Below are 22,404 nucleotides of genomic sequence, written 5' to 3' on the forward strand. Positions count from 1 at the left end.
CAGGGCCACCGCCCGAGGCTCCGCTCAGGGCCGCCAGGTGATGCGGTGCTCGGCGAGGTGGGAGAGCACCGCGTGATTGGCCTCCCAGCCGTCCGGGAACTTCACCGTGACCCCCAGTTGCACCGGTTCCGTCGAGGGGTGCTCGTCCAGCAGGCGGTCGACGCCCGCCCGGCACACCACCACGCACGCGTGCCGGTGGCGCGAGGCCAGGACGCACAGGCGCCCGGTCTCCAGGTGGAACGCCGTCGCGTCCGGGCGGCCCGACAGCGGGTGCAGCACCACGGTCAGGTCGAACTCCCGGCCCTGGAGCCGGTTGGCCGTGTCCACCGTGACCCCCTCGACGCCCAGGCCGGCGAGCGCCGCGCGCACGGCCGCGGCCTGGTCGCGGTGGGCCGTGCCGACCGCGATGCGGTCCGCCGTCAGCGGCACCGGGTCGGGCGAGCGCTCGCTGGTCACGGCCCCGCCCCGGTCCAGCGTGCGCCGCACGACCAGGGCCACCGCACCGACCGCCTCCGGGTCCGTGCGCGGCGTATGGCGCGCGGGCAGCTCCAGCAGGCCCCAGCCGGAGACGGCCGCCTCGTCCAGCACCCGGTCCGGGCCCGAGCCGTCGGACGCCACCCCGAACGCCAGCCGGCGGTCGCCGTGATCGGTGCCGCTGTGGAAGGGCGTGTACGGGTAGAACGCGTCGGAGACCAGCGGCGCCGCCGAGGCGGGCAGCCGCCAGGAGACCGGCAGCCGGTGCTGGGGAAGTCCGGGATTGTGCGCGAGCAGCGTGCTCACGGCGCTCGCCGACGGGTCGTACGACAGCCCCGCCCACTGCTCGGCCCCCACCACGCTGAAGGGGTCCAGCTGCCCGGGATCGCCCACGAACAGCGCCCGCTCGAACAGCCCCGCTACCGCGAGCAGCGCGTCCGAGCGCATCTGGTACGCCTCGTCGACGATCGCGTGCCCCCACGGCTCGGCGACCTTGGTGTGCGCCCACTTCGCGGCCGTGGAGACCACGACGTCCAGCCCGGCCAGATCCGCCGCCTTCGCCGACGGCACGACCTGGTCGAGCGCGTCGAGCGCCGGGTCGTAGGGGTGCCGCTCGTTGCTGTGCAGCCGGCCGACCGGCAGCTCGGGCTCCTGCTCCGCCAGCCGCAGCACGAGGTCGTCCACCTGGGCGTTGGTCTGCGCGACGATCATCAGCGGGCGGCCCGCGCCCGCCAGCTCACGCGCCGCCCGCACGACCAGCGTCGACTTGCCCGCGCCCGGCGGGGAGTCCACGACCACACCGCGGTGCGGGCCGTGCAGGGTGTCGCGCAGGATGGCGTCCGTGGCCGCCGCCGCGGCTCCGGCGGGGTCGAAGGCGCGGCCCCGCGCCAGGCGTACGGTCACAGACGGTCCTCCGCGGTCACGGGGTCGGGCGCTTCGGCCGGGGCGGCCGGCGGGCCGCCGTGGGTCCAGGGGGTCCGCTCGGGATCCGGCAGCTCGGGGCCGCCCCTGGGCGCGTGTTCGAAGAGTGTCCAGCACACGCGGTCGCCCGGCCCGGGCACCGAGCCCGTGTCGGGCACTTTGCCGCGCCCCATTCCGCCGGTCAGTCGTACGGTCAGGGCGCCGTCCGGCTCGTACGCCACGAACTCGGCGGGCTGCGCCTTGCCGTCCGGCAGCACACGGTGCAGCTTCACGCCGTCGGACAGGTGCGGGGTGTCGGACGTACGGAGGGTCACCAGCGGGCGGGGGCGCGGGACCTTCGCCTCCGAATACGCCATCACCACCTCGGTGACCTCGCCGGCGAACGCCTCGCCGGCCAGCCGCCGCCCGGCCATCACCAGCGGATCGTCCAGCGCCTCCTGTGCGTCCAGCCGCGCCTGCGCGCTCTCGCGGGCCGCGAGCTTGCGGGCCGCCGTCACGGCGTCGTCCCGCCGGGGCTGCGGGGGCTCGCCGGCGCGGACCCGGTCGCGGTGCGCGGTGTACGACCAGCGGTCGCGCTTCCAGCGCTCGGGGACGTGGGCGCCCTCGGGGAGGGCGCGCAGCAGGTCGACGCCGTGCCAGACGGCGTCCCACGTGGGGCGCAGCTGGGACTCGAGCAACTCGCGGACGGCACGCTCGGCGTCGGCCAGTGCCGTGTGCGCGGCCGCGACGCGGTGCGGCGGCGCCTCGAGGGCCTCGGCGCGGGCGCGGTCGTAGCGGGCGACGGCCGGGGCCAGGAGTCTGTTGTCGAAGACCGGGTCCGTGGCGGGGCCCGCGGGCGGGGTCACCGGCAGGCCGTCCGCGTCGCGCCCGAGCTCCGCCCGCAGGGCCGCCCGCGCGCCGGACGTCCCCTCCGGCGGGTCGATCCAGGCGAGCAGCGCCCCCAGGTGCTGGTCCTCCAGCACGCTCTGGCCCGTCGCCCAGTGCCGGCCCAGCGCCTGCGTCATGGACAGCAGCAGCGACGAGCCCGGTACGTGCGCCCGCTCCCCGTAGTGCGTCAGCCAGCGGCCCAGCAGAGGCACGCGCGGGGGAGCGGGGTGGGCGGCCTCGGGGTCCTGTTCGGCGGTGCGGCGGAAGCGCATCGAGCGGCCGAGCAGCCGGACGTACTCCACGCCGGCCGCACTCGGCACCAGCAGCTGTGGCGCGTCCGCGCACAGCTCGACCTCGACCGGCACCTTCTTCCCGGTCTCCGGATCGGTCTCCTTGCGCTCCTCGCGCTCGACGTCCTCGCCGTAGCCCTCGACGTAGGGCAGCATCTCGGCGGCCAGCTCGGCGAGGAAGGCGAACCGCAGGTCACGGTCGCGCGGCTGGGCCACGACGAGCAGCCGGGGCGCGTCCCGGTCGGTGCCCACCATCGCGCCCAGCGGCGCGCCCGCCTCGCCGGCGGTCGTCAGCGGCACGAACACGAGCGGCTTGCCGGACAGATGCCGGTGCCGCACGGTCGCGAGGGGCCGCGCCCGGCCCTCCCGTACGGCCTCCAGCCGCGCCAGCGTGCTGATCAAAGACATGCCGCCGCCCCCGGTTCCGCCGATGCCTCCGCCCTGAGCGCCGCCGCCCGGCGCAGCGCGGCGACCGTCGGGTCCCCGGGGTCGCCGGCTTCGCCGGCCGCCGCGGCGAGGACGGCCCCGACGGTGGTCAGCCCGCCCAGCTCGGCGCGGACGCCGCGGCCCAGGACCTGGACGCAGTCCGCCGCCCGCGCGCGCTCGCGGCAGTGGAAGGCCAGCTCGCACGCGGCCAGGCACTCGGGGGCGTACGCCGCCGCCACCGCGTCGACGGCGCCGGCCAGCTCGTGCGCGGGACGGGTCGGGGTGCGGCCGTCGTCGGCCAGGCGGAGGTCGAAGCTCGTGCCGTCCGGCAGGGCGGCGGCGATGTCCGCCACGCCCGTGAGCCTCTCGAGCTGGCGGCGGGTCGTGGCGAGCTGTTTGCGGATGTCGACGAGGGCGGCGTCCGGGAGGTTGGAGAAGTCCTTGGGGCAGACGAGCAGGACGTGATGGCGCACCGACGCGCCTTTCTCGACGCGTGCGGCCACGGGCTCCAGCGCGAGGGCGTACACCGCCGCCTGCCGTGCCGCGGCGCCCACCTTCGCGGAGTCGGCCGATCCGTCGACCATCGCGAAGGACTTGATCTCGACGACCGTCCAGCTGCCGTCGGGGTGCACGACGACCGCGTCCGGCTCCAGATAGCTGGGCGTCCCGGCGACGGTCAGGGCCAGCAGGGGATGGTCCAGCAGGGCCCACCGGCCGGCGGCGGTGGCCTCGCGCAGGGCCAGGGCCGTGCGGGCGGTGCGGCCCTCGGGACCGGCGGCGGACAGGTCGGGCCGGTCGATGTCCTGTGGCCCGGGCGGCGGGTCGCCCGCTTCGGCCAGCCGTGCGTGCAGCAGGCGGATCAGCTCCGCGCCCCCGTCGCCCTTGACCCGCGCCTCGAAGGCGTGGCCGCGGACGAACGCGAACTGGGACTGCCCGAACGTCGCCGGCGCGCCGAGGGCCCGTGCCAGCGCGGCCTTGTCCACGCCGGCGCCGTCGAGCAGGGCGCGGCGATGGCAGCCGGGGTTGGCGGCCAGCGCGGCGAGCGCGCGGGCGTCGAGGGGGAGCGGCGCGACGGAGGGGCCGCGCAGCTCAGCGAGCCGCTGTCGCAGCGCCGTCGGTGCGGCTGTCCCCGGCCTCGCCCCGGGCCTGCTGTCGAGGGATCTGGTCACTGGCGTCCGCCTCGCGAAGTCTCTCCGGCGCCCCCGGGCGGCCGGCTCCGGCCGGGGAGCCGGGGAAGGACGTCCGGGGAAGCGCTGTACCCGCCGAAGTCTCGCATCCGGCACTGACAATCGCGGGCGTCCCGGTGGTTTCCACGGGTTCGCTCCGGGTGAGCAGGCCGCGGATCCGCTCGGTGAGCCGCAGCGCGGGCCGCGCCAGCAGGTAGCCCACGCCCATGACGGCGGCGCCGGCGACGGCGTCCAGGAAGTAGTGGTTCGCGGTGCCCATCACCACGAGGGTGATGGCGAGGGGGTAGCCGACACCCGCGATCTTCGCCCAGGTGGCGCGCCCCTGGCGCCAGAGCACGGCACCGCACCACAGGGCCCAGCCGACGTGCAGGCTGGGCATCGCCGCGTACTGGTTGGTGAGCCCGCCCAGCCCGCGCGGTGCGCTGGCGTCGCCTCCCCACCAGCCGTACTCCGAGTACTGGTGCATCGTGTCGACGAAGCCGTAGGCCGGGTCGAGCAGCCGCGGCGGGCAGGTGGGCATGAGGGTGAAGCCGATGAGGCCGATGAGGGTGGAGATCATCAGCCAGGTCCGCATCCGGCGGTACTCGTCGGGGCGGCGCTTGAAGAGCCAGACCAGCAGCGCGGGGGTGAGGAGGTAATGCAGCGCGGCGTAGGCGAAATCGGCGGGTATGCCGATGGAGGCGTGGTCGGTGAACAGCCGGTTGAGCGGGTGCTCGAAGTTTATTCGGAACGTTTTTTCAAGATCGAGGATCGACAGGCCGTGATCGACAGCGGTCTGCACATTGCCTCTGACCAGCAGCCGGCCCGCCGAGTACAGCCCGTACACCACGGCTATCAGTGGCAGTTCGGTCCACCAGCGCGGCCGCTTCCGTTGGGGTGCGGTGCGGTACATCGGGACGGCTCTCCATATGCTCGGGCGACCAAACAAGCGCGCTAGCAACCGTACGGTGTACGCCACATTGCTCGCACACCGCCCCGGCCTTCACACAAACCCCACGGTGCTGGGGAGGAGACGCGGGGAATGGCCGAAGGGTTGCCTCGAGGTGACGTGAGTGATGATGGACGCGGAAAGTCACCGAAATCCCGAAGGGGCCTCACCATGGCACCGCGCATCCTGCTGGCCCGGCACGGACAGACGCAGTGGTCGCTGTCCGGCAAGCACACCGGCCGCACGGACATCCCGCTGCTCGACGAGGGGCGGCGCGGAGCCAAGCTGCTGGGCGAGCGACTGCACCGGGCCCCCTGGAACGCCCTGCCGGACGTGGAGATCCGCACGAGCCCGCTGGTGCGCGCCCGCGAGACCTGTGAGCTGGCCGGCTTCGGCGACCGGGCCACCGACTGGGACGCGCTGATGGAGTGGGACTACGGCGCGTACGAGGGCATGACCCCCGCCGAGATCAAGGCGGGGCGCCCGGACTGGCTGATCTGGCGGGACGGCGTCCCCGAGGGCGAGAGCCGGGAGGCGATCACCGCGCGCGCGGACGAGGTCGTGCGGTGGGCCCGCTCGGCCGACCGCGACGTCCTGATCTTCGCCCACGGCCACATCCTGCGCACGATCGCCGCACGCTGGCTGGGCGAGGACATCTTCTTCGGCTCCCGCATCCGGCTCGACCCGACCTCGCTGTCCGTCCTGGGCTGGGCCTACGGCGCCCCCGCCCTCGAGCGCTGGAACGACACCGGCCACCTCGGCTGACCGCCGCGGCCCACGGCGGGCCCCGCTCAGGCCGACTGCGCGGCCGACTCGTGGCGGGCCAGGAACGTGGCCACCGACGGATGCGTCGCATGCCGCCGGAGCATGCGGGCCGTCGAGGTGAGCATCGTGCGGATGCGGGCCGACTGCACCTGGTCCAGCAGGGCCAGGGCGCGGCCCCCCGCGGCCGCCGCCTCGTCCACGGCACCGGCCCGGGCCAGGTCGCCGGCCAGCTGGGCGGTGTAGAGCGCGATGTTCCGCGCGAAGTGCGGGTCCTGCAGGGCGACCGCGCGCTCCGCGTGCTCCGCCGCGCGCCGCCAGTCGCCGAGGGCGGACCAGCACTGGGACTCCAGCCCCTCCAGCTCCGCCTCGCCGAAGAAGCTCATCCACTCCGGATCCGCCTCGCAGGCCCCCCGCCCGAACAGCGCCCGCGCCCGCAGCAGCGCCTCCTCGGTCGCCGCCCGGTCCTCCAGCCGCGCCCAGCCGCCTGCCTCCCGCAGCGTCAGCAGCGCCATCAGCCGCGCCGACCCCAGCTGCCGGCCCGCCCGCTGGGCCGCCTGCGCGGCGCGCACCGCCTCCCGGGGCCGACCGGCGTCCCGCGCGAGGAACGCGGTGTTGCAGAAGGCGTGCGCCTCCAGACCGGCGTCCCCCGCGACGCGCGCGGTCGCCAGGGCCTCCGCGTAGTGCGAGCGGGCGTCGGCGAAGCGGCCCGAGTCGTGCGCCAGCCAGCCCACGGAAATGGCGAGTTCGCCGGCCCCCGCGTGCAGCCGGTCCGCCACCGACTGCCGCAGCGCCTGTGCGTCCAGCAGGTCGTACGCCGCCTTCAGTGGCCGGCCCGCACGCCGGTAGAGGCCGTCGGCGCCGTGCCGGTCGTCGAGCAGCCGGATGCGCCGCACCGCCTGCTCCACGGCGGCGGCCTCGGTCGCGCCGGCGCGGCGCTGGGCACTGGCGGCCGGGGCGCCGCCCAGGGAGGCGGCGGCCATGGCGGCCGTGCCCGTGGTCATGAACGCGCGACGCAACACGTCGCTCTCCTCGGTGCTGTCGAAGGAGCCGTCCACCGCACCGGGGGTACGGCTTTCGGCCGGGCTCTCGGCAGGCCCGGAGGGCGCGTGGCCCTTCCCGCGCGCCCCCCGTCCGCGCACTGTCTCGCGCGGTGCGAAGCCCATGTCCGCCGGTTCCCGGCCGGGGAACATATGCCGGAACACCCGCTCGTAGGCGTAGTTGGGGCAGCGGATCTCGCCGGACTCGACGCGCCCGATGTAGCGCGCGTCGCACGAGACGTGCTCGCCGATCTCACGGGCCGCACGGCGCACGGCCGCCGCGAACTCGCCTGGTGAGCGCTGTCCCCGCAGCTCCCGGAAGGCGGTGTTCGGACGCGGTGACGAGGACGCGCGGTGCGACGCCATGGCCGGACCCTCTCCCTGGCGAGCCGCCCCTCGGGCAACCCGCGGGGCGGGCGGCTGTGCTGCCGTGTGGCGTGATGACCGTACCGGCTGTGGCGAGGCCACTACATCCTGTTTGCCTACAAACCGGATATCCCACCTGCCATCCGCCATGAACCGCCATCCTTTGCGGCGGCATGGCGCCGTAGCCGTTGACGCCTCGCGGGCGTTGAACCGTGAAGAGCGTGAGCACGCTCGACGCGGAGTGGGCACGGCGTGAGGAGGGGTTTCCCGTGGCGGAGGCCGGACTGGACATCGGCGGCGGCTCGCGAACGACGGTGGCGCTGCACCAGCCGCGTCAGGACCGCAGCCGGTCCCCCTACCCGCCGCCGCCCGGCCACGAGGACGCCGGCCGGCCGTGCGACCTGGTGACCGTGCCCGCCCGCCAGGGCCTGGAGGCGGTCGACATCCTGCGGCTGCGCGACGGCGTCGGCCCCGTCCTGCACGACGGCGACTGCGACACCCTCGGCTTCCTCGTGCCCCCCGGCACGGCGGACGGCTGGGACCTGCCGGGCAGCGCCTGCACCCAGACCTACGGGCGCGGGCTGCGCACCGGGGCCTTCGCCGAGCCGCCCGTCACCGGCACCGGCTGGCTGGTCGCGCCCGACGCCGCCTACGGCGCCGCCACCGACCCCGCCGTGCTGCGTGCCGCGCTCGGCGAGGCGGCCCGCACGATCGAGGCCGTCGACCGCTGCCGTTAGCCGCCTGTGTGGGAGCAGCGATACTGGACGGGTGGCACGTCGGGTAGCAGGAGACAAGCAGAAGCAGGGGCGCGGACGCGCCGCGGAGCCGATATCCGCGCAGGTGGCGGGCGGTCTCGCGGAGCTCGTCCCCGACCGCGACCGGCCGCGCGGCCGCACCCTGCTGATAGACGGGGCCCCGCAGTCCCACGTCGACCTCGACGACCCCGCCTACCTCGACTTCGCCTACCAGCGCCGCCTCGGCCACATCGCCGACCTCGTCGCACCACCCGGAAAGCCCATCCAGGCGTTGCACCTGGGCGGCGGGGCGTTCACGCTCGCCCGCTACATCGCCGCGACCCGGCCCCGCTCCACCCAGCAGATCGTCGAGATCGACGGACCGCTCGTGCAGTTCGTGCGCAGCGAGCTTCCCCTGGAGGGCACCTGGCGCATACGGGTGCGCGGTGGCGACGCCCGCGAGATGCTCGCCAAGGTGCCGGACGGCTGGGCGGACCTGATCATCGCCGATGTGTTCAGTGGCGCCCGCACCCCCGCCCACCTGACCAGCACGGAGTTCACGGGCGAGGTGCGCCGGGCGCTGCGGCCGGGCGGCTTCTACGCCGCGAACCTCGCCGACGGCCCGCCGCTCGCCCACGTCAGGGCCCAGATAGCCACCGTACGGACCGTCTTCCCCGAGCTGTGCCTGACCGCCGACCCGGCGGTGCTGCGCGGGCGCCGCTTCGGCAACGCCGTCCTGCTCGCCGCCGACCGTGAGCTGCCGGTCGCCGAGCTGACGCGGCGGGCCGCCACCGATCCGCACCAGGGGCGCGTCGAACACGGCAAGGCCCTGGCCGACTTCACCGGCGGCGCGGCGCCCGTCACCGACGCCGACGCCCGTCCGTCGCCGGCGCCGCCGCCCTCCGTCTTCGAATAGCCGCCGCTCAGCGGGGCGGCAGCTGCCCCGTCCGCATCAGCCGCGCGTACCAGTGCGCACTGGACTTGGGCGTACGCGCCTGGGTGGCGTAGTCGACGTACACCGCGCCGAAGCGCTTGCTGTAGCCGTACGCCCATTCGAAGTTGTCCAGCAGCGACCACAGGAAGTAGCCGCGCACGTCCGCGCCGTCGGTCAGGGCCCGCAGCACGGCCTCGAGGTGGGCGTGGAGGTAGGCGATGCGTTCGGGGTCGTGCACCGTGCCGTCGGCGCCCGGCTTGTCGTCGTAGGCCGCGCCGTTCTCGGTGACGATCAGCGGCAGGCCCGGGGCCTCGCGCGTGAAGCGCATCAGCAGGTCGTAGAGGCCGGTCGGGTCGACGGACCAGTCCATCGCGGTTTGCTTGCCGGGCGGCCGGTGGAAGGCGACGCCCCCGGCACCCGGCCAGGGCGAGCGTTCGCCGCCGTGGCCGTCGGCGCGGACGGGCCGGTTGTCAGTGGCGGCTGATACCACTGACGGTGCGTAGTAGTTGATGCCCAGCGCGTCGAGGGGGTGCTTGATGACGTCCACGTCGCCGTCGAGGACGAACGACCAGTCGGTGATCGCCGCCGTGTCGGCCAGCAGATCGGCGGGGTACGTCCCGCGCAGCATGGGCTCGGTGAAGATACGGGTGGACAGGGCGTCGATGCGGCGCTGAGCGTCCACGTCCCCGGGGAAGGGGGTGCGGGCCCGTACGGCGCCGGGGTTGAGCGCCACGGACAGCCGCGCCCCGGCGGGCACGACGGCGCGCAGCGCCTGGGCGCCCAGACCGTGCGCCAGGTTGAGGTGGTGGGCGGCCCGCAGGGCGGCCGCGTCGTCCGTACGGCCCGGCGCGTGCACCCCGGAGGCGTAGCCCAGGAAGGCGCTGCACCAGGGTTCGTTGAGGGTGGTCCACAGCCCGACGCGGTCGCCCAGCGCCTCGCCGACCAGGTGCGCGTAGTCGGCGAAGCGGTGCGCGGTCTCGCGCTCGGGCCAGCCGCCCGCGTCCTCCAGCTCCTGGGGGAGGTCCCAGTGATAGAGGGTCAGCACGGGCCGGATGCCCTGGGCTAGGAGGTCGTCGACGAGCGCCCGGTAGAAGTCGAGCCCGCGCCGGGACGCGGGCCCGCGGCCGGTGGGCTGGACCCGCGGCCAGGAGACGGAGAAGCGGTACGCGCCCAGGCCCAGCTCCGCCATGAGGCCGACGTCCTCGCGGCGGCGGTGGTAGTGGTCGGTGGCGGTGTCCCCGGTGTCGCCGCCCAGCACCCGGCCGGGCGTGCGGGCGAACGTGTCCCAGATGGAGGGGGTGCGGCCGTCCTCCGCGGCCGCGCCCTCGACCTGGTAGGCGGCGGTCGCGGCGCCCCACAGGAAGCCGGGCGGGAAGGTCATGGTCATCAAGACGCTCCGAGGGGGGAGAGGGAACGTGCGAAGGTCAGCCCTTGACCGCGCCCCGCATGATGCCGCCGACGATCTGTCTGCCGAACAGGGTGAAGGCGAGCAGCAGCGGCAGGGTGCCCAGCAGTGCACCGGCCATGACCACGGCCTGGTCGGGTACGTAGCCGCGGCCGAGCCCGGTGAGGGCCACCTGCACGGTCGGGTTCTCCTGGGTCAGGGCGATGACGGGCCAGAAGAAGTCGTTCCACGCCTGGACGAAGGAGAGCATGCCCAGGACGGCCATCGCGGGCCGGGCGACGGGGAGGACGATGTGCCACACCACGCGCCAGCTGCTCGCCCCGTCGACGCGGGCCGCCTCGATCAGCTCGGTGGGCAGCGCCTCGAGAAGGTACTGCCGCATGAAGAAGACCCCGAAGGCGCTGACCAGGGTGGGCAGCACCACCGCCTGCAGCTGGTCGGTCCAGCCCAGGCCGGCGACGACCATGAAGAGGGGGACGACGCTCAGCTGCGGCGGGACCATCATCGTGCCGACGGTCAGCAGGAGCAGGGCGCTCTTGAGGCGGAACCGCAGCTTGGCGAAGGCGAAGCCGGCGACGGTGGAGAAGAGCACGGTACCCAGCGCGACCGTCCCGGCGACCAGCGCCGTGTTGAACAGCGCGAGCCCCATGTTGGCATCGCTCCACGCCGAACCGAGGTTCTTCAGCAGCCGGCCGCCGAACCAGAACGGCGGCGGGGTGCGGGCCAGCCGGGCGCTGTCGCCCGAGGCGGCCACCGCCGTCCACACCAGCGGGAACAGCGAGCCGACGGTGAACACCGTCAGCACGGCATAGGCGACGGGCCCGGCGTGCAGCTGCCGTCCCGCGCGGTGGGCCGGGGCCGGGGGCCTGGGGCTGAGGGGCGGCACGGCAGCGGCTCACCGGTCCTTCCGCAGACGTCGCGCGATCAGCCCGTTGGCGGCGGCGATCAGCAGCAGGATCAGGAACATCGTCCAGGCGACGGCCGAGGCGCGCCCGAGGTGGTAGTTGAACCAGCCCTGGTCGTAGAGGTAGAGGCCCAGGGTCTGGAACTGGTGCGAGGCGCCGCCCTTCTGGCCGCCCGCCCCGCCGAACAACAGGGGTTCGCCGAAGAGCTGGGTCGCCCCGATCGTCGAGACGACGACCGTGAAGAGGATCGTCGGCCGCAGCGCGGGCACGGTGATGTGCCGGAACTGCCGCCCGCGCGAGGCGCCGTCCAGCGCCGCCGATTCGTAGAGCTCGTCGGGGACCGCCTGCATGGCGGCCAGATAGATCAGCGCGTTGTAGCCCGTCCACCGCCAGATCACGATCGAGGAGACCGCGAACTGCGAGGACCAGGTGCCGCTCTGCCAGTCGACCGGGCCGATCCCCAGCCCGCCCAGCGCCCAGTTCACCATGCCGTAGTCCCGCCCGTAGAGCAGGACGAAGACGAGCGTGGCGGCGGCGACCGAGGTGGCGTAGGGCGTCAGCAGCGCGACCCGCCAGAACGTGGCGGCGCGCAGCCGGTAGTGGAGCAGATGCGCCAGGCCCAGCGCCATCAGCAGCTGCGGCACGGTCGACAGGACGCCGATGGTGAAGGTGTTGCGCAGGGCGTTCCAGAAGAAGTCGTTGCCCAGGAGCCGGGCGTAGTTGTGCAGCCCGGCCCACTGCATGCGGTCCGGGGCCGTCAGCTCCACGCGGTGCAGGGAGGCCCAGCCCGTATAGAGGAGGGGGAAGAGGCCGAATGCCACGAAGAAGAGGAAGAACGGGGCGACGAACGCATAGGGGCTGTAGTGCAGGTCCCAGCGGTACAGACGGCTGCGCCAGGGGCCCGGGCCCGCCCGGCCGCGGCTGCGCTCCCCGGCCTCGCCGGCCGGCGAGCCCTCCACCACGGTGGTCGTGGCGGTCATTCGTCCACCGCGTTCTCGATCTCCTTCTGCGCCGCCCTCCAGCCCGCGCGCGCGGACCTGCCCTGCTGTTCGACCTGGGGGATGCCGACGTCGGTGAACGCCGTCCCCATCTGCGCCTCCCGGGGACCGAAGACCAGCGTGGGGATGGAGCGGGCCGCCTCCGTATAGATCGCCCCGATGGGGGCGCCGCCGAAGTAGGGATTGCGCGCGTTTCTGACCTGCGGCATGGCGTACGAGGCCGGGGTGGAGGGGACGCCGGCCTGCCGCTCGAAGAGCCTGGCCTGCTGGGCGGGCGCCGTCAGCCAGACCGCGAGCTCGATCGCCGCGGCCTTGTGCCGGGCCGCCTTCGGGACGCCGATGAAGGAGCCGCCCCAGTTGGCGGGCCGGGGGGCCGCGGCCACGTCCCACTTGTCCTTGCCCGCGGCACCCGACTTCTCCTTGATGTAGCCGAGCATCCACGGCGGGCAGGCGACGGTGGCGAAGCGGCCGTTGGCGTACGCCTGGTCCCAGGGTTTCTCGAACTGCTTGAGCCGCGCGGTCAGCCCGCCCCGCACGGCCTGCATGGCCAGGTCCCAGGAGGCCCTGACCGCCGGGCTGTTCGTATAGACCGGCCTGCCCCGCCGGTCGTAGTAGCGCTCGGGGTAGGCGTGGACGGAGGCGTTGTAGATCCCGGCCGCCGAGTCGGTGAAGACCGTGCCGGCCGGGGCCCGCCGCGCATAGGCCCTGCCGGTGTCGATGTACTTCTGCCAGTCGCCGGCCCACAGCCGGCCGACCGCCTCCCGGTCCGTCGGCAGTCCGGCCTGCCGGAAGAGGTCCTTGCGGTAGCAGACGGCGATCGGGCCGATGTCCGTGCCGAGGCCGATGGTCCGGCCGTCCGGCGTGGTGGCCTGGGCCCACTTCCACGGCAGCCAGTCGCCCCTGCGGACGCCCTTGGCCTTGCCCAGGTCGACGAACAGATCGCCCTGGGCGGCCGCCACCTCGTGGATGTTGCCGACCTCCATGGCCTGGATGTCGGCGAGCCCGCTCCCCGCCGCGAGGTGGGTGAGGAGCTGGGGGTAGTAGGCGTCGTTGCGCTCGATCACGCTTTCCTTGATCGTGACGCCCGGGTGGAGCCGCTCGTACTCCTCGTAGAGCCCCGCCTGCTTATAGCCGAAGACACCGAAGGTGCCGATGGTGACCGTGGTCCTGCCGTTGCCGCCGGGGCGGTCCGCTTCACCGTCCGGGCCGTCCTTGGCGCAGCCGTCGAGCACGCTGACGCCGAGGACGAGCGCGGCGGCGGCCACGAGCAGCAGGGCCCGGCGCCGGTAGGGGCCGCTCGACCAGGCCGGGGTCACGTCTCGACGACGACGTTCTCAGCCTGCGGTCCCTTCGGTCCCTGGACGACGTCGTAGGAGACCTTCTGGTCCTCGTACAGCTCCTTGAAGCCGGTGCTCTGGATCGCGGAGAAGTGGACGAACACGTCCGGGCCCCCGTCGTCCTGCGCGATGAAGCCGAAGCCCTTGTCGGCGTTGAACCACTTCACTTTGCCTGTTGCCATTGGTCATGACCCTTCGTCCGGTGCCGCACCTCAGCATTCCCCGGACCAGGGGTGAACTTCCCCCGTACGCGCCGTGCGTCACCCCTGGGGACTACAAAACGACAAGAGCCCGACCCGCTTGCGCGGATCGGGCTCTTGTCGATCAGGGTGAGTAACGGGACTTGAACCCGCGACATCCTGGACCACAACCAGGTGCTCTGCCAGCTGAGCTATACCCACCATGTTGTTCGGTGTGTTTCCCACCGGACGAGAAAAAGTGTACAGGGTCTTCGGGGGTGCTCGCTCCCGGCTTTCGGCCGTGCCGGGAGCGAGCTGCGTCACACCGTCTGAGCGGGCAGGACGTGCTTGGCCGCGATGGCCTTCGCCGTGTCGGAGTCCGGGCCGGGCTGCGGCACGAAGATCGCCTCGCGGTAGTAGCGGAGCTCGGCGATCGACTCGCGGATGTCGGCCAGTGCCCGGTGGTTGCCGTTCTTCTTGGGGCTGGCGAAGTACGCGCGCGGGAACCAGCGGCGGGCCAGCTCCTTCACCGAGGACACATCCACGATCCGGTAGTGCAGGTGGCTCTCCAGAGCGGGCATGTCCCGCAGCAGGAATCCACGGTCGGTGCCGACCGAGTTTCCGCACAGCGGGGCCTTGCCCGGCTCCGGGACGTGCTCGCGGACGTACGCCAGGACCTGCCGCTCCGCTTCCTCGAGCGTCGTCCCGCCGTCCAGCTCCGCGAGCAGCCCGGAGGCCGTGTGCATCTGGCGCACCACCTCGGGCATGGTGACGAGTGCCTCGGCGGGCGGACGGATGACGATGTCCACGCCGTCCCCGAGGATGTTCAGCTCAGAGTCGGTGACCAGGGCGGCCACCTCGATGAGCGCGTCGTCCGACAGCGAGAGCCCGGTCATCTCGCAGTCGATCCACACCATGCGATCGTTCATACGTCTCACCCTACGGGGCGTTCCCGCTGACCGGGCAGGCGTGGGGCGTAGAGGTCGGAATCCGGCTTGCCCGGATCCGGGGCATTGATCCCCGGACCGCCACCATGACCCGGCATATGGGCGATATGGCCGCTGTGTCCGCTATGAGGTGAAGGAGCGCCCAAGGGCGCGCCCGTCACCGCATGGGCGGGGGCCATGGCCGTACGCCGCATCGACATGAGCGTCTCCCCGGACCGGGGCTCGACCGGCTCGGGCCGGTCGAACCTCTCGCTCCGCTCCGCACGCTCCGCCCTCTCGCCCCGCTCCGGCCGGTCCACCGGGCCGCTCTGCGGCCGGCGTGCCCGGTAGGCGGCCCGGTAGGCGGCGGGGGAGGACCCCAGCTGCCGCCGGAAGTGGCCGCGCAGGGCCACCGGCGAGCGGAAGCCGCAGCGCCCGGCGACCTCGTCCACGGAATAGTCCGAGGTCTCCAGGAGCCGCTGCGCCTGGAGGACCCGCTGAGTGATCAGCCACTGCAGCGGGGCACTCCCGGTGAGCGAACGGAACCGCCGGTCGAAGGTGCGACGGCTCATGTACGCGCGGGCGGCCAGGGTCTCCACGTCGAACTGCTCGTGGAGGTGCTCCAGCGCCCAGGCGACGACCTCGGCCAGCGGGTCGGCGCCGATCTCCTCCGGTAAAGACCTGTCGAGGTAGCGCTCCTGTCCGCCGGTGCGGCGCGGCGGTACGACGAGGCGGCGGGCCAGGGCCCCCGCGGCGTCGGCGCCGTGGTCGGTGCGGACGATGTGCAGGCACAGGTCGATGCCTGCCGCGGTGCCCGCGGACGTCAGTACGTCGCCGTCGTCCACGAAGAGCTCCCGCGGGTCCACGTGGACCGACGGATAGCGCTTGGCGAGCGTGGGCGCGTACATCCAGTGGGTGGTGGCGGGCCTGCCGTCGAGCAGGCCCGCGGCGGCCAGTACAAAGGCCCCGGTGCACAGTCCGACGATGCGGGCGCCCTCTTCATGGGCCCGGCGCAGCGCGTCGAGCGCGGCGGCCGGTGGCGGTTGTGTGATCGACCGCCAGGCCGGTACGACGACGGTGCCGGCCCTGGAGAGCGCCTCCAGGCCGTACGGTGCGGTCAATTCCAGGCCGCCGGTTGTTCGCAATGGCACATCTTCGCCCGCGCACACCAGCAATCGGTAGCGGGGAACTCCTGCGTCCTGTCGGTCGATTCCGAACACGGAGAGCGGGATGGAGCTTTCGAAGATGGGGCCGCCGCTGAAAAGAAGTACGGCGACGATCTCCCGGCGGCGGCGTCCGGAGAGCTTGCGCGCGGCCTCCGGTACGGTCGTGGAGTCCTGGCTCATGGCGCTAAGCCCCCCTCGGCGGTCGAGTCCTCTCGGTCCTGCACGTTTCCCCTCGGTCCTGAACGGTTCCCCCGCCGGTCATGGCCAAGATCGAATCTACTGCGTCACTTGGAGACGCGGTGACCAGTTCACCACCCGCCTCTAAGTCGACATGACAACTTGGCGCGAAGCGTTCGATCACGAAGCGTTGCACTTGCAGGCTCCGGTGAAAAGTACGCCTCTCGCCCATGCCCACTGTCCGTAGGCGGCAACCGCCCTCCACGGTGCTTTCCTTGCTGGTCGACCGGCTGTTGGAGGGGCCTCCGGCCAAGGTATGAAGTTCGGCCTGAACTTGGCCGAAAACATATGGGTCCAGGCGTGCGAGGGGGTCAGTCGAGGGGGGTGCCGGAGCCTGGATGGCGAGCCCCGCGGTGGCTTCCGCCGCCCGTCCGGCCATGCCTCCCGCGGTGCGGAATCGACTGCTCCGCCACGGCCCGGGCGGCGCTGCGCGCGGACTGGCGCAGGAGGGCGTGGCAGGCGCAGGTGAGGGCCACCAGACCGGCCGCGGTGCCGGCCGCGCCGCCGAAGGACTGACCGCACATCAGCAGGACGACCGGGACCAGGGCGCAGCTGAAGGCCGCCCAGCGGACCACGTCGCTCACCGGATCGGGGGACGCCCCCTCGGCGGCGTCCTCGCGGGCGTAATCACGGGTTCCGGGCACGGAACGGCTCCCTGCTGGCGGCTGCTGGCGGTATTACAACGGCGAGCCGGGGGCAGGGGTCACTGGGCGGGGAGCGGTGGGGGGCGGAGCCGGGGCCATTGCGCTACGCGCCGCGCTCGTGCATGCTCCGGGGAACGTCCACGGGGCCGTCGGCCCGCCGGGCAGCCTCTGGGCAGGCGGCGAGTGTCGCCGTACCCTGGGGGGTAAGCCCTTGAAAAGATGAATCCCGGACGGATTTCGCCGTCCATGATCCATCGTCGGGCGCACCCCACGACAACTCCAACCAGTCCACCGCCGTTCCCCTCGACAAGAGGCATCCTTCGCCGAGACACCGATGGCCGGTCACGAATTCTCCGAACCCGCGGACCGCAAGCGGATCGCCGATCAGACAGCGCATCCCGAAGCGGCGGAAGAAACACGTCATTCCTGCGATCCGGCGTTCCAGCACGGCGTCGTGGTGGGCTTCGACGGTTCCATGTCGAGCGAACGAGCGCTTGCGTATGCAATCGGAATGGCCCGGCGCTCGGGCTCGGGCCTGATCATCGTCCATGTGGCCAACCGGCTGCCGACGACCGTCTGGGCGGGCTGTGAACCGCCGGTCTTCGTGGACGTACCCGATCACCGCACCGAGGTGCTGGGCCTGGAGCTCGCCTGCGCGGACTATTTGTCCGAAGTGCCATGGATTCTGGTGGAACGCGGTGGGGACATCTGCCACGAACTCGAAGAAGTCGGGCGGGAGTACGCCGCCGACGCGATCGTGGTCGGCTCCACACACGGTCTGGTCGGGCGGATCTTCGGCTCGGTGGCCGGGCGGCTGGCGCGCCGGGCGCAGCGACCGGTGGTCGTCATCCCGTAGGGCGCCTCGACACGCCCCGGTCGAACGTCAACGCGCTTGCGCCGAAACGGGGTTGGCGCCGCGACCGGCTTGACAGTCCGCGAAATCTACTCGCGCGTAGAGGTGGATGGCGCCCTGGAGGCGGGTAAAACTCCGGCACACGACGCTGTCGTGCTGCCGGACGGGAGGTGACGGTTCCCGGGACCGGCGGCATCACGCCGGCGCGAGGGCGGCGCCGGCACAGGGGAGGCGGCTCTCTCCGCGCGCGTGGTGGCACGCGCGGAGAGAGCCGTCCCTTTTTTGCGGCTAAACCGCCGCCGCTCTCGCGGAGGTGGTTGCTCGCCGCCGGGGTTGCTCAATTCATGGTTGCGGGGACAGGCCGCTCCCGTAATGAGCCCCCCAGGTCACTCGACCGTGACGGACTTCGCCAGGTTGCGCGGCTTGTCGATGTCGCGGCCCATGGCCTTCGCCGTGTAGTAGGCGAAGAGCTGCAGCGGGATGCCCATGAGGATCGCGTCCAGCTCGTCCTCGTTCTTCGGCACGACGATCGTGTGGTCGGCCTTCTCCTGCTCCTGGTGCGCGACGGCGAGGATGCGGCCGCTACGGGCCTTGATCTCCTCGAGCGCGGCGCGGTTCTTCTCCAGCAGCTCGTCGTTCGGGACGATCGCGACGGTCGGCATCGCGGGCTCGATGAGCGCCAGCGGACCGTGCTTGAGCTCGGAGGCCGGGTAGGCCTCGGCGTGGATGTACGAGACCTCCTTGAGCTTCAGCGAGGCCTCACGGGCCACCGGGTAGCCCCGGACGCGGCCGATGAACATCATCGACTTGGCCTCGGCGTACTCCTTGGCCAGCTCTTCGATCTGCGCCTCGTTCGCCAGGATCTCCTCGATCTGGCCGGGGAGCTTGCGCAGGCCCTCGATGATCCGCTTGCCGTCCGCGACGGACAGGTCGCGGGTGCGGCCCAGGTGCAGGGCGAGCAGGCCGAAGGAGACCACCATGTTGGTGAAGCACTTGGTGGAGACGACGCAGACCTCGGGGCCGGCGTGGACGTAGATGCCACCGTCGGTCTCGCGGGCGATCGCGGAACCGACCACGTTGACCAGGCCCAGGACGCGGGCGCCCTTGCGCTTGAGCTCCTGGACGGCGGCGAGCACGTCGTAGGTCTCACCGGACTGGGAGACGGCGATGTAGAGGGTGTCGGGGTCCACGACCGGGTTGCGGTAGCGGAACTCGGAGGCCGGCTCGGCGTCCGCGGGGATACGGGCCAGCTCCTCGATCATCTGGGCGCCGATCTGGCCGGCGTGGTACGAGGTGCCGCAGCCGAGGATCTTCACCCGGCGCACGGCGCGGGCGTCGCGGGCGTCGAGGTTCAGGCCGCCCAGGTGCACGGTGGAGAAGCGGTCGTCGATGCGGCCGCGCAGGGCGCGGTCCACGGCGTCGGCCTGCTCGTGGATCTCCTTGTGCATGTACGTGTCGTGGCCGCCCATGTCGTACGACTCGGCCTCCCACTCGACGGTGGTCGGCTGGGCCGAGGTGGAGGAGCCCTCGGTGGTGTACGTGCGGTAGTCGTCGGCCCGGAGGGTGGCCATCTCGCCGTCGTCGAGGGTGACGACCTGGCGGGTGTGGCTGACCAGCGCGGCGACGTCGGAGGAGACGAACATCTCCTTCTCGCCTATGCCCAGGACGACCGGGGAGCCGTTGCGGGCGACGACGATGCGGTCCGGGAAGTCGGCGTGCAGCACGGCGATGCCGTACGTGCCCTCGATGTGCTTGACGGCCTCGCGGACCTTCTCCTCGAGCGTTCCGGCCTCGGAACGGGCGATGAGGTGGGCGAGGACCTCGGTGTCGGTGTCGGAGACGAAGACGAAGCCCTCGGCCGTCAGCTTGGCACGCAGGTCGGAGGCGTTGTCGATGATGCCGTTGTGGACGACGGCGACCTTCTCCTCGGCGTCCAGGTGCGGGTGGGCGTTGACGTCGTTCGGCGCGCCGTGGGTGGCCCAGCGGGTGTGGGCGATGCCCGTGGTGCCCGCGAAGCGCTTGGGTAGGCGGGACTCCAGCTCGCGGACGCGGCCCTTGGCCTTGGCGGACTTCAGGCCACCGGTCTTGCCGTGCAGGGCGATGCCGGCGGAGTCGTAGCCGCGGTACTCCAGGCGCTGCAGGCCCTCGAGCAGCAGCGGCGCGACATCACGCTTGCCGATGTATCCGACGATTCCGCACATAGGTGACCCTCCCAGGTAGATGTTCAGGGGTGCCCGAAGGCGACGACGGTGGCGGTGGAGCGGCGTGCGGGCCGCCTCACCCGTCGAGGTCGTCCCGGCCGGTCAGCCGTAGACGATGCGGCGCAGCTGCCGCAGTGAAAGCTGTGGTGGCGCCACCGCGCGGTGCGGCAGCTCGGCCGCGATCCGCTCGAAGATCTCCGCGTTGTTCAGTCCGCCGGACTGGAGCTCGCGGTGGCGTCTGCGGACGAATTCCTCGGCCGTCTCGTCGAAGTACGCCAGCACGTCGAGCACCACCCGGGCTGCCTCGCCGCGCTGTAGCGGCGTGCTGCGCACCAGGTGGTCGACCAGGTCGTCGTGTGACATGCGGCGTTCGAGCACCCGTCGATACTGAGGGCAACGAGTGCCTTTCGCAAGAATCCTGCCCGATTTCGGGCAGGAGTGCTAGCGAATGTGATGTGAATCGTGGGGAAACGCCTAGAAACGACGCAGGATGGCCTGTTTCGCGGCGGTGAACTCCTCGTCGGTGAGGACGCCCGCGCGGTGCAGCTCGCCCAGCTCGCGCAGCCGGCGCAGCAGGGCGTCGTGATCGTCGCCGCCCGAGGGCGCCGCCGGGGCCGCCTCGGCGGCGCCTTCCGGCGGGACGGCGGCCGGGCTGTGGCCGGGGCCGTGGAGGGCCTTGGGGGCGCGGTCGGGGGCGGCCGGGTGCGGCAGCCGGGCCACGACGGCGGCCGCCACCAGCGCCATCAGGGGGTCCTTCTTGAAGCCGTAGAGCTCGATCGCGTGCGGATCGTGCTTGGGCGGGGCGCTGGTCGGCACCTGGGGGAGGGCGAAGCGGAGGTAGCCGTTCTCCAGGCCGACCGAGGGCTGCCACTCCACCGAGGAGATGTCCCGCAGGGGCAGCATGCGCGTACCGGCCGACTTCTTCCCTTCCTCCGTCTTCCAGTTCCATTCCAGCCGCACCCGCTCGCCGTCGAACGAGGCCGTCCCGTCCCCGGCGCCCACCGACAGCGGAAGGGCGGGACCCGGCAGCAGATAGCGGTCGGTGGGGCCGGAGGGGACCTGCTCCAGCAGGAGGGCGTTGCGCACCTCGTCCACGAAGTACTCCGCGACGCCCGCGCGGTCCGGATCGACGGTCAGCTGATACGGATCGGCGGCTTCCGACAGCCGTCCGCGGGTGACCTGGGAGAGGGGGTCGGCGCCGTCGCGCAGCCGCAGCCGGAGCCGGCCGCTCTTGCGACCGGGCTCGAAGGCGATGCCCGCCACGGCCGTCAGCGGGACGGCCAGCTCACCGAGGGTCTGGCGGAGCAGGTGCACCCCGCGCTCCCGGCCGGGCACGATGCGTATCGTGCCGCCGTCGAATGCCCATGTGCCATCCGTCTGGAGGATCTCAGCCATGGACGGGATTCTCTCAGGTTGATCTTGTTCCGCGGGGCCGTCCGGCGGGCGGCCCCGCGCCGCGTTCAGTCCGTGAGGCCGAGCTCGCGGGCGATGAGCATCCGCTGGACCTCGCTGGTGCCCTCGCCGATCTCCAGGATCTTGGAGTCGCGCCACATCCGGGCCACGGGGTACTCGTTCATGAAGCCGTAGCCGCCGTGGATCTGGGTGGCCTCGCGGGCGTTGGTGACCGCGATCTCGGAGGAGTAGAGCTTGGCCAGCGCCGCCTGCTTCTTGAACGGCTCGCCGTGCACCAGGCGGGAGGCCGCGTCGCGCCAGGCGACGCGGGCGGTGTGGGCCCGCATCTCCATGTCGGCGATCTTGAACTGGATGGCCTGGTTGCTGCCGATCGGCCGGCCGAAGGCCTCGCGGGTCTTCGCGTAGGCGACCGACTCGTCGACGCAGCCCTGGGCCAGGCCCGTGGCCAGCGCCGAGATCGCGATCCGGCCCTCGTCGAGTATCCGCAGGAACTGGGCGTACCCGCGGCCCTGCTCGCCCAGCAGGTTGGCCGCCGGCACCCGGACGTCGGAGAAGGACAGCTCGCGGGTGTCCGAGGCGTTCCAGCCGACCTTGGAGTAGGGGGCCGCGACCGTGAAGCCGGGCGTGCCCGAGGGCACGATGATCGAGGAGATCAGCGGCTTGCCGTCCTCCTTGCGGCCGGTGACGGCGGTGACGGTGACCAGGCCCGTGATGGTCGTGCCGGAGTTGGTGATGAAGCACTTGGTGCCGTTGATCACCCACTCGCCCGTGGCCTCGTCCAGGCGCGCGGTGGTGCGGGTGGCGCCCGCGTCGGAGCCGCCGTCGGGCTCGGTCAGGCCGAAGGCGCCCAGCATCTCGCCGGAGCAGAGCCGCGGCAGCCACTCGCGCTTCTGCTCCTCCGTGCCGAAGCGGTAGATGGGCATCGCGCCCAGCGAGACGCCCGCCTCCAGGGTGATCGCCACGGAGGAGTCCACCCGGGCGAGCTCCTCGAGGACGAGGCCGAGGGCGAGATAGTCCCCGCCCATGCCGCCGTACTCCTCGGGGAACGGCAGCCCGAACAGCCCCATGCGGCCCATCTCCCGCACGATTTCGTACGGGAACTCATGACGCTCGTAGAAGTCGCCGATCTTCGGGGCGACGACGTCGTGTGCGAACTCCTCCACGGTGCGGCGGAGTTCCTCGTGCTCGGGGGTGAGGCGGTGGTCCAACGA

The 22,404-nt window shown here is 72.6% G+C and carries 21 protein-coding genes and 1 tRNA gene; 4 read left to right on the forward strand and 18 right to left on the reverse strand.

Annotated features, from left to right (window positions below):
* Positions 1-24 precede the first annotated feature (24 nt).
* The 4 genes from AB0G59_RS09375 to AB0G59_RS09390 are packed head-to-tail and all read right to left on the reverse strand — an operon-like array spanning position 25 to position 5,057.
* The gene (locus AB0G59_RS09375) at positions 25-1,377 is read right to left on the reverse strand and encodes an AAA domain-containing protein (RefSeq protein WP_360909638.1); all 1,353 of its coding nucleotides are present in this window, start codon (positions 1,375-1,377) and stop codon (positions 25-27) included.
* On the reverse strand, positions 1,374-2,960 hold the full coding sequence (locus AB0G59_RS09380; protein WP_360909640.1) for a hypothetical protein: 1,587 nt from the start codon (positions 2,958-2,960) through the stop codon (positions 1,374-1,376). The genes AB0G59_RS09375 and AB0G59_RS09380 overlap by 4 nt, the downstream gene beginning before the upstream one ends.
* Complete coding sequence (locus tag AB0G59_RS09385; RefSeq protein WP_360909642.1) at positions 2,951-4,147, reverse strand: hypothetical protein; 1,197 nt, start codon at positions 4,145-4,147, stop codon at positions 2,951-2,953. The genes AB0G59_RS09380 and AB0G59_RS09385 overlap by 10 nt, the downstream gene beginning before the upstream one ends.
* On the reverse strand, positions 4,068-5,057 hold the full coding sequence (locus tag AB0G59_RS09390; RefSeq protein ID WP_360909644.1) for a phosphatase PAP2 family protein: 990 nt from the start codon (positions 5,055-5,057) through the stop codon (positions 4,068-4,070). Before AB0G59_RS09390 ends, AB0G59_RS09385 begins: the two co-directional genes overlap by 80 nt.
* 207 nt (positions 5,058-5,264) lie before the next feature.
* Between AB0G59_RS09390 and AB0G59_RS09395 the strand changes: the two genes are divergently transcribed.
* The gene (locus AB0G59_RS09395; protein ID WP_360909646.1) at positions 5,265-5,858 is read left to right on the forward strand and encodes a histidine phosphatase family protein; all 594 of its coding nucleotides are present in this window, start codon (positions 5,265-5,267) and stop codon (positions 5,856-5,858) included.
* 26 nt (positions 5,859-5,884) lie between these two features.
* On the opposite strand, the gene AB0G59_RS09400 is transcribed toward AB0G59_RS09395, so the two are convergent.
* On the reverse strand, positions 5,885-7,261 hold the full coding sequence (locus AB0G59_RS09400; RefSeq protein WP_360909648.1) for a tetratricopeptide repeat protein: 1,377 nt from the start codon (positions 7,259-7,261) through the stop codon (positions 5,885-5,887).
* Between the two features lie 284 nt (positions 7,262-7,545).
* Between AB0G59_RS09400 and AB0G59_RS09405 the strand changes: the two genes are divergently transcribed.
* Together AB0G59_RS09405 and AB0G59_RS09410 are read left to right on the forward strand one after the other, a co-directional pair.
* Complete coding sequence (locus AB0G59_RS09405; RefSeq protein WP_360910001.1) at positions 7,546-7,998, forward strand: hypothetical protein; 453 nt, start codon at positions 7,546-7,548, stop codon at positions 7,996-7,998.
* 31 nt (positions 7,999-8,029) lie between these two features.
* A complete protein-coding gene (locus AB0G59_RS09410; protein WP_360909650.1) occupies positions 8,030-8,911 on the forward strand; it encodes a fused MFS/spermidine synthase in 882 nt (293 codons plus the stop codon).
* A 7-nt stretch (positions 8,912-8,918) separates the two neighbouring features.
* Here AB0G59_RS09410 and AB0G59_RS09415 read toward each other — a convergent pair whose 3' ends face one another.
* The 9 genes from AB0G59_RS09415 to AB0G59_RS09455 form a co-directional block, all read right to left on the reverse strand.
* Positions 8,919-10,316, reverse strand: coding sequence for a GH1 family beta-glucosidase (locus AB0G59_RS09415; RefSeq protein ID WP_360909652.1), 1,398 nt, complete (start codon positions 10,314-10,316; stop codon positions 8,919-8,921).
* Positions 10,317-10,353: 37 nt separating this feature from the next.
* Positions 10,354-11,220: a carbohydrate ABC transporter permease gene (locus AB0G59_RS09420; protein WP_360909654.1), complete on the reverse strand. Its 867-nt coding sequence runs from the start codon at positions 11,218-11,220 to the stop codon at positions 10,354-10,356.
* A gap of 9 nt (positions 11,221-11,229) precedes the next feature.
* Positions 11,230-12,219 carry a sugar ABC transporter permease gene (locus tag AB0G59_RS09425; RefSeq protein WP_360909656.1) on the reverse strand — a complete coding sequence of 330 codons (990 nt, stop codon included), beginning with the start codon at positions 12,217-12,219 and terminating at the stop codon, positions 11,230-11,232.
* Positions 12,216-13,553 carry an extracellular solute-binding protein gene (locus tag AB0G59_RS09430; RefSeq protein ID WP_360909658.1) on the reverse strand — a complete coding sequence of 446 codons (1,338 nt, stop codon included), beginning with the start codon at positions 13,551-13,553 and terminating at the stop codon, positions 12,216-12,218. The genes AB0G59_RS09425 and AB0G59_RS09430 overlap by 4 nt, the downstream gene beginning before the upstream one ends.
* Complete coding sequence (locus AB0G59_RS09435; protein ID WP_071965921.1) at positions 13,550-13,756, reverse strand: cold-shock protein; 207 nt, start codon at positions 13,754-13,756, stop codon at positions 13,550-13,552. The genes AB0G59_RS09430 and AB0G59_RS09435 overlap by 4 nt, the downstream gene beginning before the upstream one ends.
* 146 nt (positions 13,757-13,902) lie before the next feature.
* A tRNA-His gene (locus AB0G59_RS09440) sits at positions 13,903-13,975 on the reverse strand.
* Between the two features lie 98 nt (positions 13,976-14,073).
* Entirely contained in the window at positions 14,074-14,682 is a 609-nt protein-coding gene (gene orn / locus AB0G59_RS09445; RefSeq protein WP_360909660.1) for an oligoribonuclease, read from the reverse strand.
* A gap of 5 nt (positions 14,683-14,687) precedes the next feature.
* Positions 14,688-16,025: a helix-turn-helix domain-containing protein gene (locus tag AB0G59_RS09450; RefSeq protein ID WP_360909662.1), complete on the reverse strand. Its 1,338-nt coding sequence runs from the start codon at positions 16,023-16,025 to the stop codon at positions 14,688-14,690.
* A gap of 368 nt (positions 16,026-16,393) precedes the next feature.
* Complete coding sequence (locus AB0G59_RS09455) at positions 16,394-16,726, reverse strand: hypothetical protein (RefSeq protein ID WP_360909664.1); 333 nt, start codon at positions 16,724-16,726, stop codon at positions 16,394-16,396.
* 334 nt (positions 16,727-17,060) lie between these two features.
* Here AB0G59_RS09455 and AB0G59_RS09460 point away from each other — a divergent pair, with 334 nt between their 5' ends.
* Complete coding sequence (locus tag AB0G59_RS09460) at positions 17,061-17,582, forward strand: universal stress protein (RefSeq protein ID WP_071965807.1); 522 nt, start codon at positions 17,061-17,063, stop codon at positions 17,580-17,582.
* 383 nt (positions 17,583-17,965) lie between these two features.
* On the opposite strand, the gene glmS is transcribed toward AB0G59_RS09460, so the two are convergent.
* The 4 genes from glmS to AB0G59_RS09480 form a co-directional block, all read right to left on the reverse strand.
* A complete protein-coding gene (glmS, locus tag AB0G59_RS09465) occupies positions 17,966-19,780 on the reverse strand; it encodes a glutamine--fructose-6-phosphate transaminase (isomerizing) (protein WP_360909667.1) in 1,815 nt (604 codons plus the stop codon).
* A 102-nt stretch (positions 19,781-19,882) separates the two neighbouring features.
* Positions 19,883-20,158, reverse strand: a complete 276-nt coding sequence (locus tag AB0G59_RS09470; protein ID WP_071965213.1) for a hypothetical protein — start codon at positions 20,156-20,158, stop codon at positions 19,883-19,885.
* 96 nt (positions 20,159-20,254) lie between these two features.
* Complete coding sequence (locus AB0G59_RS09475) at positions 20,255-21,175, reverse strand: DUF4429 domain-containing protein (protein ID WP_360909669.1); 921 nt, start codon at positions 21,173-21,175, stop codon at positions 20,255-20,257.
* Positions 21,176-21,240: 65 nt separating this feature from the next.
* Positions 21,241-22,401 (reverse strand): acyl-CoA dehydrogenase family protein, encoded by a 1,161-nt coding sequence (locus tag AB0G59_RS09480; protein WP_360910003.1) that lies wholly within the window; start codon positions 22,399-22,401, stop codon positions 21,241-21,243.
* Between the last annotated feature and the right edge of the window lie 3 nt (positions 22,402-22,404).

The sequence above is a fragment of the Streptomyces sp. NPDC021096 genome (genome assembly GCF_040641275.1).
Taxonomy (GTDB): domain Bacteria; phylum Actinomycetota; class Actinomycetes; order Streptomycetales; family Streptomycetaceae; genus Streptomyces.